The organism is Gammaproteobacteria bacterium, from assembly GCA_016200485.1.
In the GTDB taxonomy this organism is placed as follows: Bacteria; Pseudomonadota; Gammaproteobacteria; order Tenderiales; family Tenderiaceae; genus JACQEP01.
In genome coordinates, this window is record JACQEP010000013.1 from 21361 (window position 1) to 36563 (window position 15203).

The following is a 15203-nucleotide window of genomic DNA, read 5'->3' on the forward strand; positions in this document are numbered from 1 at the left end:
GAGTTCTTAAAGCAGTGGTTGCAGCCGTTTCTGTATTGCCTCTCGCGCCCGAAAGATACGTGATCTCACCGTACCTACCGGGCAACCCATTGCTTCGGCAATTTCTTCGTAACTCAATCCTTCGAGCTCCCGAAGTGTAATCGCCGTCTTCAGATCATCGGGCAACTCGTCAATGCTGCTCGCCACCACCCGTTCGATCTCATCCTTCAACAACATCCGCTCAGGCGTATCGTAATCCTTTAGATCACTCACCCCCTCTAATTGTTCCGCATCCTCAACATCAATATCACTGCCAGGTGGCCGCCGTCCCCGAGCAACGAGATAATTCTTGGCAGTATTGATCGCAATCCGATACAGCCACGTATAAAAAGCACTCTCACCCCGGAAGTTCGGCAAGGATCGGTAAGCCTTAATGAAGGCATCCTGGGCAACATCAAAAACCTCATCATTATCATGAATATAGCGCCCGATCAAGTGGATCAGCTTATTCTGATACTTCAACACCAGGAGGTCATACGCCGCCTTATCACCGCCCTGGACGCGTTCTACTAGCGCCTGGTCGGTTACATGTTCCCCCATTAGAGTATCCCGGTATTATTGTTGTGATTCATTGCTGCAATCGAGTAGACCAAAAACACGGCCGCCAGTTCAATAATTAAAATCATTCTAGAGTATCATATGATAACTCGTTGAAAACAAACTATATCAGTATAATGAAAATTGTATAAATGGGCATTTCAACTCAATATGACGTCATTATAGTCGGCGGCGGCGCGGCTGGGCTGAGCTTGGCCCTCCATCTTGCACCGCAAGCCAGGATCGCCGTTATTACCAAGGGCCCCCTCACCGAAGGCGCAACCCTCTACGCGCAAGGTGGGATTTCAGCCGTGCTCGATGCTGAAGACTCCATTGAGTCCCATATTGAAGATACCCTGCGCGCTGGCGCAGGACTTTGTGACCCTGATGTCGTCCGTTACACCGTTGAGCGCGCCCGCGAATCGATTCAATGGTTGATCGATAGCGGCGTACCCTTTACCCGCGAAACCCGTGCCGACGGTTCAACCGATTATCATTTGACCCGCGAGGGTGGCCACAGTCATCGCCGTGTCATTCATGCGGCAGATGCCACCGGCCGCGCCATTGAGACAACGCTGGTGTCGCAGCTCCGCCAACACCCAAATATCGATATTTTGGAAGATCATCTCGTCATTGATCTGATTACCGGTGAGAAACTGGGCCTGCCACAACACCGATGCTATGGCGCCTATGTGCTCGATAAGCAATCACAACAAGTTGTTACATTAAGCAGCCGTTTCATGGTGCTGGCGACCGGCGGCGCAGGTAAAGTTTATCTCTATACCAGCAACCCCGATGTATCGACTGGCGATGGTATCGCCATGGCCTGGCGCGCGGGCTGTCGCATCGCCAACATGGAGTTCGTGCAATTCCATCCGACCTGTCTTTATCACCCCAAGGCCAAATCGTTTTTGCTGACGGAGGCCATGCGCGGTGAAGGTGGCCGTTTATTGTTACCTGATGGCTCGACGTTTATGCACAGGTTTCATCCTGATGCAGAACTGGCACCACGCGATATTGTTGCCCGCGCCATTGACCATGAGATGAAACGATTGGGGGCCGACTATGTTTATCTCGACATCAGCCACAAGCCCGCTGACTTCATCAAGAGCCATTTCCCAACGGTATACGCCACCTGCCTCGAATTCGGTTATGACATTACGCGCGAGCCGATCCCCGTGGTCCCGGCTGCACATTACACCTGTGGCGGAGTGATGACCGATTTACACGGTCGTACCGACATTGAAGGCTTATATGCCATCGGCGAAACTGCGTTTACAGGATTGCATGGCGCCAACCGTATGGCCAGCAATTCGCTGCTCGAATGCCTGGTGTTTGCCAAGGCCGCTGCGGAGGATATTAGCCGCCTGTTGGGAGAGGCCATATCGTCACCCGTGTTACCGCAATGGGATGAAAGCCGGGTCACGGATTCCGACGAAGAAGTGGTGGTCGCCCATGACTGGGATGAGCTGCGCCGTGTGATGTGGGACTATGTCGGCATCGTCCGCACCGATCGCCGCCTGCAGCGCGCATTACGGCGTATTCAATTACTGGCCAGCGAAGTCGATGAATATTACGCCAACTTCCGCGTCACCAATGATTTAATCGAATTACGGAATCTAGTCACCGTCGCCGAATTAATTGTGCAGTCGGCCTTGTCACGCAAGGAAAGCCGGGGCTTGCACTATACGTTGGATTACCCTGCGACGAACGACTTAGCGCCACCGGTGAACACGATATTGGTTCCACCACGACCCAATTCGATAATCTTAAATAGCAGCCGGGTCAAGGCGTCTTAAGCGCACGTTCAAACGGCGGAAACTGTTGCTATCGGTACCGCCGGGGGCAATGACTACCGAACAAACACCCTTCTCACCCTCGATACGGAAGTTTAATACCAGCAACCAGCTGCTGACAAAGGTGCTATCCAACAACTCAGCACTACACCGCTGATCGTTCGCCAATTTCAAATCCCACTCATTACTATGACAATATAACTCCACTACCGATCGCGGATGTTTGAGCAGTACATAACGGCGAAAATTAGCGGCCAAACTCCATACCAGCAATGCCGCTAAACCAAACTTTAACAAGCCAGGAATTGCCAAATACTTGAGCCAGTATATGGCACCGATATAAATCACCAGCAGCACAACGGCTGCCAGTAAAGATCCTTGCAGATTGACTCTAAGCGGCGCTACGAATTTTGGTGATGACATTGGCTAAGGCAGGGTCTTCTGTTTCTTGTTGTTCCAGCAGCAATTCAAGCAACTCTTGATCGGCGGTATCCAATAATCGCTCAAAATCATGTTTTTCGGTATCCGTTAACGCATCGTAGCCGTTGTGCACAAACCCCTGCAATAGCAAATCAAGTTCCAGCATGCCACGGCGACAACGCCAGTAGAGACGGGATTTTGCCCCAGCAGTTATTGAGGATGACTCTGCCATGGTCATATCAGAATGTGTAGCCTGGATGGAGTCGCAGGCGCAACCCGGGTTACGCTTCGCTCCACCCAGGCTACCGGAGTTCGCATCAAGACGAGTTTTTTCACGTTAAATCATCTGCTTCAGTAGAATTTTCTTGATCTCGCCTATCGCCTTGGTGGGATTGAGCCCCTTGGGACAAACATTGGCGCAATTCATGATGCTGTGACAACGGAATAATCGATACGGCCCTTCGAGTTCTTCCAATCGTTGCGCCGTCGCCTGATCACGGCTGTCGGCAAGAAAACGATACGATTGCAACAACGCCGCTGGACCACGGAACTTGTCCGGGTTCCACCAAAATGACGGACATGAGGTAGTACAACAGGCGCAAAGAATGCATTCATACAAGCCATCGAGCTTGTCGCGATCTTCAGGGCTCTGACGATATTCCTCTTCCGGTTCCGGATCATGAACAATCAAATACGGTTTCACTGAACGATATTGATGATAGAACAGGGTCAAATCCACCACCAGATCGCGAATCACCGGCAATCCCGGCAAAGGACGCACTTCGACCCGATTCCCCAGCTCCGCCATCGGCGTGATACAAGCCAAGCCGTTACGACCATTGATATTCATACCGTCTGAACCGCAAACACCTTCACCACAGGAATGGCGGAAATTCAAGGTTTCATCTTGCGCTTTGATCTGCAACAGGGCTTCACGCAACATCATCCCTGGCGTAACGGCGACCTCATACTCTTGCATATAAGGTTGCTTGTCCGTTTCTGGGTTGTATCGGAAAACAGTTATCTGCATGGTGATCCCCTTAATACACTCGCGCCTTAGGCGGGAAAGAGTCAACCGTGAGCGGCTTCATGCGCACTGGCTTGTATTCCAAGGCCCGACCCTGTTTGAAATAGAGTGTGTGCTTGAGCCAGTTTTCATCGTCGCGTTCTGGATAATCGATGCGCGAATGCGCGCCCCGGCTTTCCTTCCGCGCATGGGCGGAGGCTACCGTCGCCAGGGCTACATCCATTAGATTTTCCAATTCCATCGCTTCAATACGCGCGGTGTTGAAAGTTTTGCTGTGATCTTTGAGCCGGACATGTGTCATCCGCTCTTCGAGTTCGATCACTTTTTTCACACCTTCGGCCAGCACATCATCTGTACGGAAAACACCACAATAATCTTCCATCGCCTTTTGCAATTCCTTGCGTAGCGTGTCGACGGATTCACCCTCGCCTTTCTGATCCCAGCGGACGACTCGTGCTAACGCACGATCAATGGCATCGCCGGTCATTGGTCGGTGATAACGGCTCTCTTTCAGGAATTCGATGATGTGATTGCCGGCGGCACGACCAAACACCACAATATCAAGCAACGAATTGCCACCCAAACGGTTCGCGCCATGCACGGAGACGCAGGCGCACTCACCCACCGCGTACAATCCCGGCACGGGTTCCTCTGGACTATGTCCATGCGGCACCACCACCTGGCCAAATCGATTGGTTGGAATCCCGCCCATGGTGTAATGGGCCGTTGGATAAATCGGAATCGGTTCAAACGCCGGATCAATGTGCAAAAAGGTTTTCACGGTAGCGCGAATGCCGGGCAGACGTTTTTGAATCACATCCACACCTAAATGTTCGAGCTTGAGCAGTACATGATCGGCATTGGGGCCACAGCCACGACCCTCTTTAACTTCAGTATAAATGGCGCGGCTAACTACATCGCGGCTGGCCAGATCCTTGGCATGTGGCGCATAACGCTCCATGAACCGCTCGCCATCTTTATTCAGCAAGTAACCGCCCTCACCGCGCGAACCTTCGGTAATCAGCATCCCCTTACCGGCGATACCGGTAGGATGAAACTGGAAGAACTCCATGTCTTGCAACGGAATCCCAGCGCGTAAGGCCATGGCCATGCCGTCACCGGTATTGATCTTGGCATTGGTGTTGGTGCGATAAATCTGGCCTGCGCCGCCGGTTGCCAGCAACGTTGTCTTCGCCTCAATCACCAGCAGCTCGCTGGTTTCGATTTCCATGACCAAAGCACCCAGCACATAACCATGTTCATCCCGCAACAGGTCGATGGCGAAATATTCATCGAAGAAATGAGTCTTGGCGTGAATATTTTGCTGATACAGCGAATGCAGAATGGCATGCCCCGTGCGATCCGCCGCCGCGCAGGTGCGTGCGGCCTGATCACCACCAAAATTCTGGCTCTGTCCGCCAAAGGGCCGTTGATAGATCTTGCCATTGTCGAGGCGCGAGAAGGGTACCCCGGCATGCTCTAATTCAACCACCAGTCGTGGCGCGGCGCGACACATGTATTCGATCGCATCCTGATCACCGAGATAATCACCGCCCTTGATGGTGTCGAACATGTGCCAATGCCAGTTATCCGGCAACACATTGGCTAAAGCAGCGTTGATGCCACCCTGTGCGGCAACGGTATGCGATCGCGTCGGGAACACCTTGGAGACGACGGCGACATGCACATCATCCTGGGCCAGCTGCAACGCGGCACGCAAACCGCCGCCACCGGCGCCGATTACCAGCGCATCAAAATTACGTCGCGGAATATTCGCCGCTGTTACTGTCATATCGCCCCCATCAACACCACACGCAACGCCCACAATCCCAATGTCAACAAACCTCCTGCCAGCAATATCAACAAGATCAGTCGTACCGCAAATGGCTTAACGTAATCAATCAATACATCGCGCATCCCAACCCAGGCATGCGCCAGCAAGGCCAGAAAAAACAATGCTGTCGCCAGTGCCATGGGCAACTCTGACATCCAACTCTTTAACTGTAGATAATTTTGGGGAGGCGCGATGAGTAACACGGAGGTAACATAAATAAAAAATGCAGCCAAGTAGACCGCGCTGACGCGCTGCAATAACCAGGCTCGGAGTCCACTCGCCCGCCAGCTCATAACAGAATCACCATCAACACCAATCCGAGTACAGCGGCCATCGTCACGAAATAGGCGCTGGCCCGGGCTGCTGCCAGCTCGATCCCAATATCAAAATCGAGGAGGATAAAGCGGAGTCCGGCCAGGATATGATGTAGCAATGCCCATCCGATCACCAGCAATCCCAGTTTACCTGCGGGCGACGATAATGCGGTGAGCACATCGTAATAACCGGCCTCAGTAGCCAATGCCCGGTCAAGATGCCAAATCAATAATGGAATCGCCAATACCAAAATCACCCCTGCGATTCGGTGCGCAATGGACGCAACCGCAGTGATGGGTTGACGAATTTTGAGGAGATTGAGAAAAACCGGTCTTGTGTCGGGTTTATGATTTCTCATATGGAGTCTAGTCTAGCGAAGACAGAATTTTTGTCCACCATTAATCTTAGTGTGTTAGAAGTCACGGGTTAATTACGTTATCATCCTTGGCTCGATAATCTTTAGCAGCGCACTCTCATGAACCAGATCTGGCAACAATTTCTGACCCAACATGGCGCCCACGTCGATCATGACGCTGTGACTCACTTTGACACAGTTGCCGCAGAAATCAAACTGGTGGCAAAAGGCAATGTCATCGCCGACCTCTCGCATATTGGCCTGATCAAGGCCGAAGGCCCAGAGGCGCAAACCTTTCTTCATAACCAGCTGACCAATGACCTGAAAGCGCTGACCGAACACCAAAGTCAACTTAGCGCCTACTGTAACCCCAAAGGACGCATTTTGACGCTGTTTCGTGTCTTTATGCACAGCGGCTGTTATTACCTCGCCATGCCGCGAGACCTATTAGAGGCAACGCTGAAACGGTTGCGGATGTTTATCCTCCGCTCTCAGGTTACGCTCAGTGATGCCAGCGATGAAATGGCCAGTTTTGGCGTTTCCGGCCCGATGGTTGAATTCTTGTTGCAGGCGCAGCTCGGAACCGTCCCCGCCAAAGTCGACGCCGCAATCCACACCGGAACCGTGACCCTGCTCCGCGTTCCCGGTCCTTACCCTCGTTTTGAGATCCATGGCGCTGTGGAAAACGTGATCCCGGTCTGGCAGATGTTAGCCGCCGGCGCCCGCCCAGTAGGCGCCGCCGCCTGGCAATGGCTGGATATCCAGGCGGGTCTGCCAATGGTTTTACTTCAGACGGTGGAAGCTTTTGTCCCGCAAATGGTGAATCTTCAAGCCGTCAATGGTCTGAACTTCCAAAAAGGATGTTACCCGGGCCAGGAAATCGTGGCCCGCATGCAGTATCTGGGCACGCTCAAGCGCCGTATGTTCAAACTGACCGCGGCTACAGAGACGCTGCCTCTACCGGGTGATTCCATTTTCGTCCATGACGGCGCAAGCGAGCGCAAAGCCGGAGAAATCGTTGCTGCCCAACCTGCACCAGCGGGCGGCATTGACGCCTTGGCGGTCATCGAAATCGAGGCCAGCAAGCTACCCTTATTTCTTCAACCGGAATCAAAAACACCGCTTCAGCTGCAGGAACTTCCATACCCACTATAAGGTCTTGAGATTTCCCGGCAAACGCCGATAGATATACCGGAAAAGGAAAACCATGGACGATTCCCTTGAAGGTAGAAGACAAATTTATCACCTCGTTGCTGGATGACATCACCCACAACCGGCTGGTACTGCCAAGCCTGCCGGAAGTTGCGATGAAGGTCCGCAAACTGGCCGATGATCCTTATTCACCGGCCGAAAAAATTGCCAAAATCATCAGTACGGATGCGGCGTTATCAGCACGCCTGCTGCAAATCTCAAACAGCGTTTTCTTCAAGGGGTTAAATCCGGTCGAGAACGTGCGCACGGCGGTGGTACGGCTCGGCGGCGTATGCGTCCGCAATGTCGTCACTTCACTAGTGATGGATCAGCTATACCATGCCAAACACTCTGCAGCAGTCAAATCCCAACTCCATAAATTATGGGTACACTCTACCCGCGTTGCGGCTATCAGCCACGTCTTTGCCAGACGTTTTACTTCACTTAACGGGGATGAGGCATTACTCGCCGGCCTGATTCATGATATCGGCACACTACCCATTCTCAGTCGCGCAGCGGATTTTCCTGAAATCTTGAAGGATCCGGACGCGCTAAACAGGGTCATTGAAAACATGCATCAGGATCTGGGAAAACTCATCCTTGAAGATTGGCACTTTCCTGAAGAGCTAATCAATGTTGCTGCGGAACACGAGGATATAAATCGCGATCCGGCACCAATTCCGGATTACACTGACATTGTTATTGTAGCCAACATGCACTCCTATCTCGGCCAGAGAAAAAGCCATAAGCACTTTGATTGGGAAAATGTTCCCGCCCTTGACAAACTTGGACTAACACCCGAACAAAGCATTTCCGCCTTGGGCGAAGCCAAGGCGGAAATTAACGAAATCCAAAAATTGTTACTTTCATGAAGTGATTGGATACCATTGTGGAAATCGAAAAAAAATTACTGACCAAGTTTCTTGATGACATCAACAATAATCGGATTTCGTTGCCCACGCTGCCCGAAGTGGCGATGAAGGTACGCGAAGTCGTGCAAAATCCGGAATCCACCGCCGCCCAGATTTCCGTTATCCTCGGTTCTGACCCGGTCCTCTCGGCCCGATTACTGCAAATCGCCAACAGCGCGATGTATCGACCCGCCAAACCGATCGAGAATCTACAAAACGCCATCGCACGCCTGGGCAACACGGTGGTCAGAAATCTTATCACCAGCATGGTGATGGAAAATATTTACCAAGGACAGGCGAACAGTGATCTCAACAAACTGTTAAAGAAACTCTGGCTCCATAGCACCAAGGTTGCCGCCATCAGTCATGTGCTGGCCAGAAAATTCACCAAGCTCAAACCGGATCAGGCCATGCTCGGTGGCCTCATCCACGATATTGGCGTTATTCCTATTTACACCGAAGCGGCCAACATCCCGGAACTGCTCGCCGATGAATCATTATTGGATTCGATTGCTGGAAAAATGCATATCCTGGTAGGCACCTCAATTCTTGACGAATGGAATTTCCCTCAGGAACTGATTGCTGTTGTCGCAGAACATGAAGATCTTGAACGGGACAGCGGTGGTAATACAGTCGACTATGTCGATATCGTTACGGTCGCCAATCTGCATAGCTATCTAGGATCACAGCATCGGCTGGCAAAACACGACTGGTCAACGATCCCCGCCTTCAAAAAACTGGGGCTGACCCCCGAAGAAAGCATCCAGGCGATGGAGGAGGCGCAGGAAGAAGTCAGCCTGGTGCAAAAAATGTTCATGCCGTCCTAAAACAGCGCTATATCTCAGGCCTCATGTATGGGAATAACAGCACATCCCGTATCGAAGGTGCATCAGTAAACAACATCACTAAACGATCAATACCAATCCCCTCGCCTGCGGTTGGCGGCATGCCGTGTTCCAGGGCACGAATATAATCCGCGTCAAAGTGCATTGCCTCGTCATCGCCAGCGTCCTTTTCTTCCACTTGTTTGCGGAAACGCTCGGCCTGATCCTCAGCATCATTCAACTCGGTAAAGCCATTGGCAATCTCGCGACCACCTACAAAAAACTCAAACCGATCGGTGACCAGTGGATTCGAGTCATTACGCCGTGCCAGCGGTGAGACTTCGGTTGGATATTCGGTAATAAAGGTGGGTTCGCGCAAACGATGTTCAACCGTTTTTTCAAATACTTCAATCTGAAGCTTGCCAATTCCCCATGAATCCTTGACCTGAATACCCAAATCTTTGGCCACCTCACGCGCCTGGCTTAGATCCGAAATCTGGGCGTCACTCAGACCCGGATTAAAATTCAGAATCGACTGTTTTACGGTCAACCGGTGAAAAGGCTTACTGAAATCATATTCTTCGCCTTGATAGGTAATTTGCGTCTTACCCAGAACTTCCTGTGCCATGCCGCGCAACATTGACTCCGTAATATCCATCAAGTCATGGTAATCAGCATAAGCCTCGTAAAATTCCAGCATCGTGAATTCCGGATTGTGTCGTGTTGACACGCCTTCATTACGGAAGTTGCGATTGACTTCATACACCCGCTCAAAGCCACCGACAATCAACCGCTTGAGATACAACTCCGGCGCGATGCGCAGGAACATTTCGAGATCCAGGGCGTTGTGATAAGTCACAAACGGCCGCGCCGTCGCACCGCCCGGAATCGAGTGCATCATCGGCGTTTCAACTTCCAGGAAGCCACGATCATCGAGAAAACGACGGATATATTGCACAATGCGGGTGCGAATGCGGAACGTTTCACGCGCCACATCGTTCATGATCAGATCAAGATAACGCTGACGGTAACGCGTCTCCTGATCAGTCAGACCGTGGAATTTTTCCGGCAACGGCCGCAACGATTTGGTCAACAGACGAATGACATCGACCTTGATCGACAACTCGCCCGTTTTGGTGACAAACAACACGCCTTCAGCGCCGAGGATGTCACCCACATCCCAGCCTTTGAATTCTTGATATATTTCTTCACCAACGCTGTCGCGCTGCACAAACAATTGTATGCGCGCAGATTGATCCAGAATCTGGGCAAAACTCGCCTTGCCCATGACCCGCTTGGCCATCATCCGGCCTGCAACACTCACCCGCACCGGATTGGCTTCCAGCTCCTCAGCGCTTTTGTTGCCGTATTCAGCATGCAGTTCACCGGCCATCACATTGCGGCGAAAATCACTGGGAAACGCCACACCTTTTTCACGAATTGCCGCCAGTTTGGCGCGGCGTTCGGCAATCAGTCGATGTTCGTCGGGTTGTTGTTGGTCTGTCATGTTAGTTTCCCGTCTTAGAGTCCGCTCTTAAGCGAAGCCTCGATAAAATCATCCAAATCGCCATCCAGCACGGCCTGGGTATTTCCCGTCTCGACACCGGTACGCAGATCCTTGATCCGCGACTGATCCAGCACATAGGAACGAATCTGATTACCCCATGACACGTCTGACTTACTATCTTCAATCACCTGTAACGCACCACGACGTTTTTGCATTTCCATTTCGTACAACTTGGCCTTCAACTGCTTCATCGCCGTTGCACGATTTTTATGCTGCGAACGATCGCTTTGGCAAGCGACGACAATGCCGCTCGGCATGTGCGTAATACGAATCGCAGATTCGGTACGGTTAACGTGCTGACCACCGGCACCCGAGGCGCGGTAAGTATCCACTTTCAAATCAGCCGGATTGACTTCGATGTCGATGTCGTCATCGACTTCTGGCGACACAAACACTGAGGCAAATGAGGTATGACGCCGGTTACCGGAATCAAACGGTGATTTACGCACCAGGCGATGCACGCCAGTCTCGGTGCGCAGCCAGCCAAAGGCATACGGTCCTTCAAAACGAATCGTGGCGCTTTTGATACCCGCCACTTCGCCGTCGGATGCTTCAATCATCTCTGTCTTAAAGCCGCGCCGCTCACCCCAGCGCAAATACATACGCAACAGCATCGATGCCCAATCCTGCGCCTCGGTGCCACCGGAACCTGACTGAATATCAAGGAAGGCGTTGTTGGGGTCCATCTCGCCCGCAAACATACGGCGAAACTCGAGATCCGCCAGCTGCTTATCTTGCAGATCAAGATCGGCCACCACAGCGGCGACAGCATCTTCGTCGTTCTCGCCTTCAGCCATCTGCAACAATTCATCGGCATCGGTCAGGGCATCGCGGATGCTCGTCAGCAAACCGACGATCTGCTCCAGCTGCGCCCGCTCCTTACCCAGTTGCTGGGCGCGCTCGGGATTGTTCCAGACATCCGGAACTTCTAGTTCCCGCCGGACCTCTTCAAGACGCTCGCGTTTGGCATCGAAGTCAAAGATACCCCCTCAGAGCGTCGGCGCGCCCCTGCATGTCCTTGATACGGCGATAAATAGCATTAACTTCCATGGCTTCGATTCTGGCTGCTCAAAAGCGGCTGATTTTACACCAGCCACGGGGCTAACGATACTATTGTGGCGATACTACAACCAAATCACACCGGCTCCAGGTAATCCACAATCAACTGTGGGCTACGTTGCCCCCGATAATCGTTAATATCGAGTTTATAGGCGATCCGTACCGCCTCTGTGCCCTGCGGCCAGTCGCTGTCATTGTGATTAAAGGCAATGGCATCAATGGATCGACCGTCTGCCATTTTGAGCACCAATTTCAGATGGCGCTCACCCACAATACGCCGGTTGATGACACCGAATTCACCATCGAACACCGGTTCAGGAAATCCCTGCCCCCAGGGACCGGCATGACGCAACTCATCCGCCAAGTCCAAATTAATATCCTCAGCTCCGAGCGCACCATCGCTCCAGATCACGCCTTGCAAATCCTCGGTTGACAAATGGCGCCTGACTTCTTCATCGAAAGCCGCCTGGAATTCTTCAAGACGATCCTGCTTAAGACTCAAACCCGCCGCCATGGCATGGCCACCAAACTTGGTAATCAGTCCCGGATAACGGGTGGCGATACTATCCAGCCCATCACGAATATGAAAGCCGGACACCGAACGCGCCGAACCCTTGATCTCCCTGGCGCCGGCACTCGCAAACACAATCACGGGTCGATGAAAGCGATCCTTGATCCGTGACGCAAGAATCCCGATCACACCTTGATGCCAGTCTTCATCAAATAACGACAAACCACTCGGCAATTCAGCACCATCTTCCAACTGCATTTGCGCCAGATGCGACAGCGCCTGTTCCTGCATCTCCTGTTCAATCGATCGCCGCTCACGATTGAGACGATCGAGCTCCTGCGCCAGACGTAATGCCTGCGCACGATCATCTGTCAATAAACACTGAATGCCAATCGACATGTCTTCCAAGCGGCCTGCGGCGTTCAACCGTGGCCCGACAATAAATCCCAAGTCTGAAGCTACCGCTTGTGCTTGTGTACGTCCACCGACTTCCAATAGCGCTGAAATTCCCGGACTACACGCACCTTTCCGAATCCGCGCCAAACCTTGCGCCACCAAAATACGATTAGTATGATCAAGTGGCACCACATCAGCCACAGTGCCCAAGGCCACCAAATCCAACAGCTGCCCCAAGTTCGGCTCTGCAACACTGCGGCGTTCAAACCAGCCATTCGCACGTAACGCGGCGCGTAACGCCAACATCACGTAAAAAATCACACCCACGCCAGCGAGATTCTTACTTGGGAACCGGCATCCGGACTGATTAGGATTAACGATAGCATCCGCCGCTGGCAAAATCGCGCCTGGCAAATGGTGGTCGGTGACGATCACTTGCATACCCAGCCGCTTTGCCGCTGCAACACCTTCTACGCTGGCGATACCATTATCCACCGTCACCAGCACATCCGGTTGCCAGCGAGCCGCCACCGCGACAATCTCCGGCGTCAAACCATAGCCATATTCAAAACGATTAGGTACCAAAAAATCCACCTCAGCAGCGCCGCACAGGCGCAAGGCGCGTACTGCAAGCGCGCTACTGGTCGCACCATCGGCATCAAAATCGCCCACCACCAAAATCCGCCGCTGATCTTCAATGGCGTCCACCAAAATTTCAGTGGCACGTTCGATATTGTGCAACGCACCCACCGGTGCCAAACGCTCCAGCCCGCGTTCCAACTCCAGATCACCACCGACCTTGCGGGCGGCATATAACCGAACCAATACCGGATGCAGCGGCTTCGAGAACGTAGGCATCCGATCTGGAATGGCGCGGCGAATAATTTTTTTTACTGTCATATTCACTGCACGTAACTCAATAGGCTGCGTCGGCGTCGCCACCAACGGCGCTGATTTCGCGCCGTGATCCGCCATTCAAACCCCGCATCAGTCACCAGCCGTATACTCATTATTTTCTGCTCACCCAATGCCGAACTCAGTTCAGACACCCATTCACTGACAAACGCATCAATAAAATTTCGCCAGCCCTCAATATCGCCAAATTGACCGGTCTTTACCGCACCATCCAACACCACCAGATGCTGCCCACCCTCCGTCGACAACGCCAACCACTCCGCAGCGGTGGGCGGCAAACCATCTACTTTCACATCTGAATAAGATGCCAAGGCCTGAGTCAGCGGCTCATTTGACCACACGTGCGTCCAAGGCACAGACTGACAACTAACAAGTTCCCCACCACCCCAAAACCATAGGCTGTTAATCTCTGGTTTGCCCCCTAATTGTCGACGTCGATTCACCTCGGAACTGTGAAATATCATCTGGACTTCATTCATCACGCGATGCCACGCCATTGCCTGCGAGCCTTGCGGCAAATTGGGATCGACATCCTGCCCGATCACAGCATTCAACGGTCGCGTTCGCACCTGCGGCCGTTGCGACAATCGTAAATACCAACGTAAAGGATGGGGCGCAAACAATTCCATACCATCGTCACGAAACACGGCGTTGAACTCACGCACAAGTTGTTGCGCCTCCTGCGGCTGAATCAACAACTCACAATTATCAAACATCACCAATCGATCGCGATCCGGTTTCAAATGCACAGGATCTGCCCGCAACCATACCCCATCACCACGCACGCCATCCGTAATACGCGTAATTTCAGCGACTGGCAAATCCTGATCAGCGACCGCAGAGATGCCAAACAACAAGAACAGCGCCTCCATAAATCCAGGAACGCATGAGTGCTGCTCGCTGCGGGCTAACCAGCGCTCCAAATGAGCCAGCGCCAAGCCATCTAAGGCCCCCGAAGTACAGCGAACCGCTTCCGCGCCGAATAAACCAGGAACGAACAACGTAATATGGCGATCTTGCATCTTAGGTTAACTAAAGAAATCGAGAGTGCGCCCATCATAGGTGCTAAACGAGAATGGCGCAAAAGCCTACGCATAAAAAAGGCGCCATTCTGGCGCCCAACGATGGTAGGGGCACGGTGCGCCGTGCCCCTACTGAAAGGGCGGGTTACCCTGTCTTGAGGAGGAGCATTAATTCACTGGATACGTTTTTGGCCTGGGCCGCCAGAGCCAGGCCGCTATTGCCTTCAAACAGGCCGCGGAGGGTCTGTGCGACCTGTGAAGCATGTTCAGCCGACTGGATCACCCCATTACCTCGACTGTCATCCTTTCGATTCAGCACCTCAGCTGCACGGCTCACGGTTACGGCATCATCTTGCCGCCCGCTGGCAACCGTTGACGCCTGATCACTTGTTGACACCTGATTGAGATCGAGCTGATTACCCAGCCGCGACGCATGACTCTGGGTTAGATTTTGTAACCCGTTGTTATCAATTGGTTTTGCCAC

The 15203-nt window shown here is 52.5% G+C and carries 16 protein-coding genes; 4 read left to right on the forward strand and 12 right to left on the reverse strand.

The features are described from left to right. Positions 1-6: 6 nt before the first annotated feature. Positions 7-579 carry an RNA polymerase sigma factor RpoE gene (rpoE, locus tag HY272_08340; GenBank protein ID MBI3772690.1) on the reverse strand — a complete coding sequence of 191 codons (573 nt, stop codon included), beginning with the start codon at positions 577-579 and terminating at the stop codon, positions 7-9. A gap of 149 nt (positions 580-728) precedes the next feature. Here rpoE and nadB point away from each other — a divergent pair, with 149 nt between their 5' ends. Further along, complete coding sequence (nadB, locus tag HY272_08345; protein MBI3772691.1) at positions 729-2375, forward strand: L-aspartate oxidase; 1647 nt, start codon at positions 729-731, stop codon at positions 2373-2375. On the opposite strand, the gene HY272_08350 is transcribed toward nadB, so the two are convergent. From HY272_08350 to sdhC, 6 genes are all read right to left on the reverse strand, one after another. Further along, entirely contained in the window at positions 2346-2795 is a 450-nt protein-coding gene (locus HY272_08350; GenBank protein ID MBI3772692.1) for a hypothetical protein, read from the reverse strand. The two genes, nadB and HY272_08350, sit on opposite strands and share 30 nt — an antisense overlap. Continuing rightward, the gene (locus HY272_08355; protein ID MBI3772693.1) at positions 2764-3024 is read right to left on the reverse strand and encodes a succinate dehydrogenase assembly factor 2; all 261 of its coding nucleotides are present in this window, start codon (positions 3022-3024) and stop codon (positions 2764-2766) included. Before HY272_08355 ends, HY272_08350 begins: the two co-directional genes overlap by 32 nt. A gap of 105 nt (positions 3025-3129) precedes the next feature. Then, positions 3130-3828, reverse strand: coding sequence for a succinate dehydrogenase iron-sulfur subunit (locus tag HY272_08360; protein ID MBI3772694.1), 699 nt, complete (start codon positions 3826-3828; stop codon positions 3130-3132). Between the two features lie 4 nt (positions 3829-3832). Then, positions 3833-5611 (reverse strand): succinate dehydrogenase flavoprotein subunit, encoded by a 1779-nt coding sequence (gene sdhA, locus HY272_08365; protein ID MBI3772695.1) that lies wholly within the window; start codon positions 5609-5611, stop codon positions 3833-3835. After that, on the reverse strand, positions 5608-5946 hold the full coding sequence (sdhD, locus tag HY272_08370) for a succinate dehydrogenase, hydrophobic membrane anchor protein (protein ID MBI3772696.1): 339 nt from the start codon (positions 5944-5946) through the stop codon (positions 5608-5610). The genes sdhA and sdhD overlap by 4 nt, the downstream gene beginning before the upstream one ends. Then, positions 5943-6326 carry a succinate dehydrogenase, cytochrome b556 subunit gene (sdhC, locus tag HY272_08375; GenBank protein ID MBI3772697.1) on the reverse strand — a complete coding sequence of 128 codons (384 nt, stop codon included), beginning with the start codon at positions 6324-6326 and terminating at the stop codon, positions 5943-5945. The genes sdhD and sdhC overlap by 4 nt, the downstream gene beginning before the upstream one ends. A 117-nt stretch (positions 6327-6443) precedes the next feature. Between sdhC and HY272_08380 the strand changes: the two genes are divergently transcribed. The 3 genes from HY272_08380 to HY272_08390 all read left to right on the forward strand — a co-directional run bounded on the left by HY272_08380 (position 6444) and on the right by HY272_08390 (position 9252). Further along, positions 6444-7478: a folate-binding protein YgfZ gene (locus HY272_08380; GenBank protein MBI3772698.1), complete on the forward strand. Its 1035-nt coding sequence runs from the start codon at positions 6444-6446 to the stop codon at positions 7476-7478. Positions 7479-7543: 65 nt separating this feature from the next. After that, positions 7544-8386, forward strand: coding sequence for an HDOD domain-containing protein (locus HY272_08385; protein MBI3772699.1), 843 nt, complete (start codon positions 7544-7546; stop codon positions 8384-8386). 17 nt (positions 8387-8403) lie between these two features. Continuing rightward, positions 8404-9252, forward strand: coding sequence for an HDOD domain-containing protein (locus tag HY272_08390; protein MBI3772700.1), 849 nt, complete (start codon positions 8404-8406; stop codon positions 9250-9252). 7 nt (positions 9253-9259) lie between these two features. Here the strand turns inward: HY272_08390 and lysS are convergent, their stop codons facing one another. The 5 genes from lysS to HY272_08415 form a co-directional block, all read right to left on the reverse strand. Continuing rightward, complete coding sequence (gene lysS, locus HY272_08395; GenBank protein MBI3772701.1) at positions 9260-10756, reverse strand: lysine--tRNA ligase; 1497 nt, start codon at positions 10754-10756, stop codon at positions 9260-9262. Between the two features lie 14 nt (positions 10757-10770). Continuing rightward, positions 10771-11866 (reverse strand): peptide chain release factor 2 gene (prfB, locus tag HY272_08400; protein MBI3772702.1). Its coding sequence is split into 2 segments (ribosomal slippage): positions 10771-11793 and positions 11795-11866, totalling 1095 coding nucleotides; the frame shifts between segments, so codons are not numbered across the junction. Between the two features lie 85 nt (positions 11867-11951). Then, positions 11952-13682, reverse strand: a complete 1731-nt coding sequence (recJ, locus tag HY272_08405; protein ID MBI3772703.1) for a single-stranded-DNA-specific exonuclease RecJ — start codon at positions 13680-13682, stop codon at positions 11952-11954. 2 nt (positions 13683-13684) lie between these two features. Next, complete coding sequence (locus HY272_08410) at positions 13685-14719, reverse strand: hypothetical protein (protein MBI3772704.1); 1035 nt, start codon at positions 14717-14719, stop codon at positions 13685-13687. Between the two features lie 145 nt (positions 14720-14864). Continuing rightward, the gene (locus HY272_08415; GenBank protein ID MBI3772705.1) at positions 14865-15203 is read right to left on the reverse strand and encodes a hypothetical protein; all 339 of its coding nucleotides are present in this window, start codon (positions 15201-15203) and stop codon (positions 14865-14867) included.

What these genes read in the sequence shown, in the direction of transcription:
- rpoE (MBI3772690.1), bottom strand. Translation starts at nt 579, where the DNA reads ATGGGGGAACATGTAACCGACCAGGCGCTAGTAGAACGCGTCCAGGGC.
- nadB (MBI3772691.1), top strand. Translation starts at nt 729, where the DNA reads ATGGGCATTTCAACTCAATATGACGTCATTATAGTCGGCGGCGGCGCG.
- HY272_08350 (MBI3772692.1), bottom strand. Translation starts at nt 2,795, where the DNA reads ATGTCATCACCAAAATTCGTAGCGCCGCTTAGAGTCAATCTGCAAGGA.
- HY272_08355 (MBI3772693.1), bottom strand. Translation starts at nt 3,024, where the DNA reads ATGGCAGAGTCATCCTCAATAACTGCTGGGGCAAAATCCCGTCTCTAC.
- sdhA (MBI3772695.1), bottom strand. Translation starts at nt 5,611, where the DNA reads ATGACAGTAACAGCGGCGAATATTCCGCGACGTAATTTTGATGCGCTG.
- sdhD (MBI3772696.1), bottom strand. Translation starts at nt 5,946, where the DNA reads ATGAGCTGGCGGGCGAGTGGACTCCGAGCCTGGTTATTGCAGCGCGTC.
- sdhC (MBI3772697.1), bottom strand. Translation starts at nt 6,326, where the DNA reads ATGAGAAATCATAAACCCGACACAAGACCGGTTTTTCTCAATCTCCTC.
- HY272_08380 (MBI3772698.1), top strand. Translation starts at nt 6,444, where the DNA reads ATGAACCAGATCTGGCAACAATTTCTGACCCAACATGGCGCCCACGTC.
- lysS (MBI3772701.1), bottom strand. Translation starts at nt 10,756, where the DNA reads ATGACAGACCAACAACAACCCGACGAACATCGACTGATTGCCGAACGC.
- recJ (MBI3772703.1), bottom strand. Translation starts at nt 13,682, where the DNA reads ATGACAGTAAAAAAAATTATTCGCCGCGCCATTCCAGATCGGATGCCT.
- HY272_08410 (MBI3772704.1), bottom strand. Translation starts at nt 14,719, where the DNA reads ATGCAAGATCGCCATATTACGTTGTTCGTTCCTGGTTTATTCGGCGCG.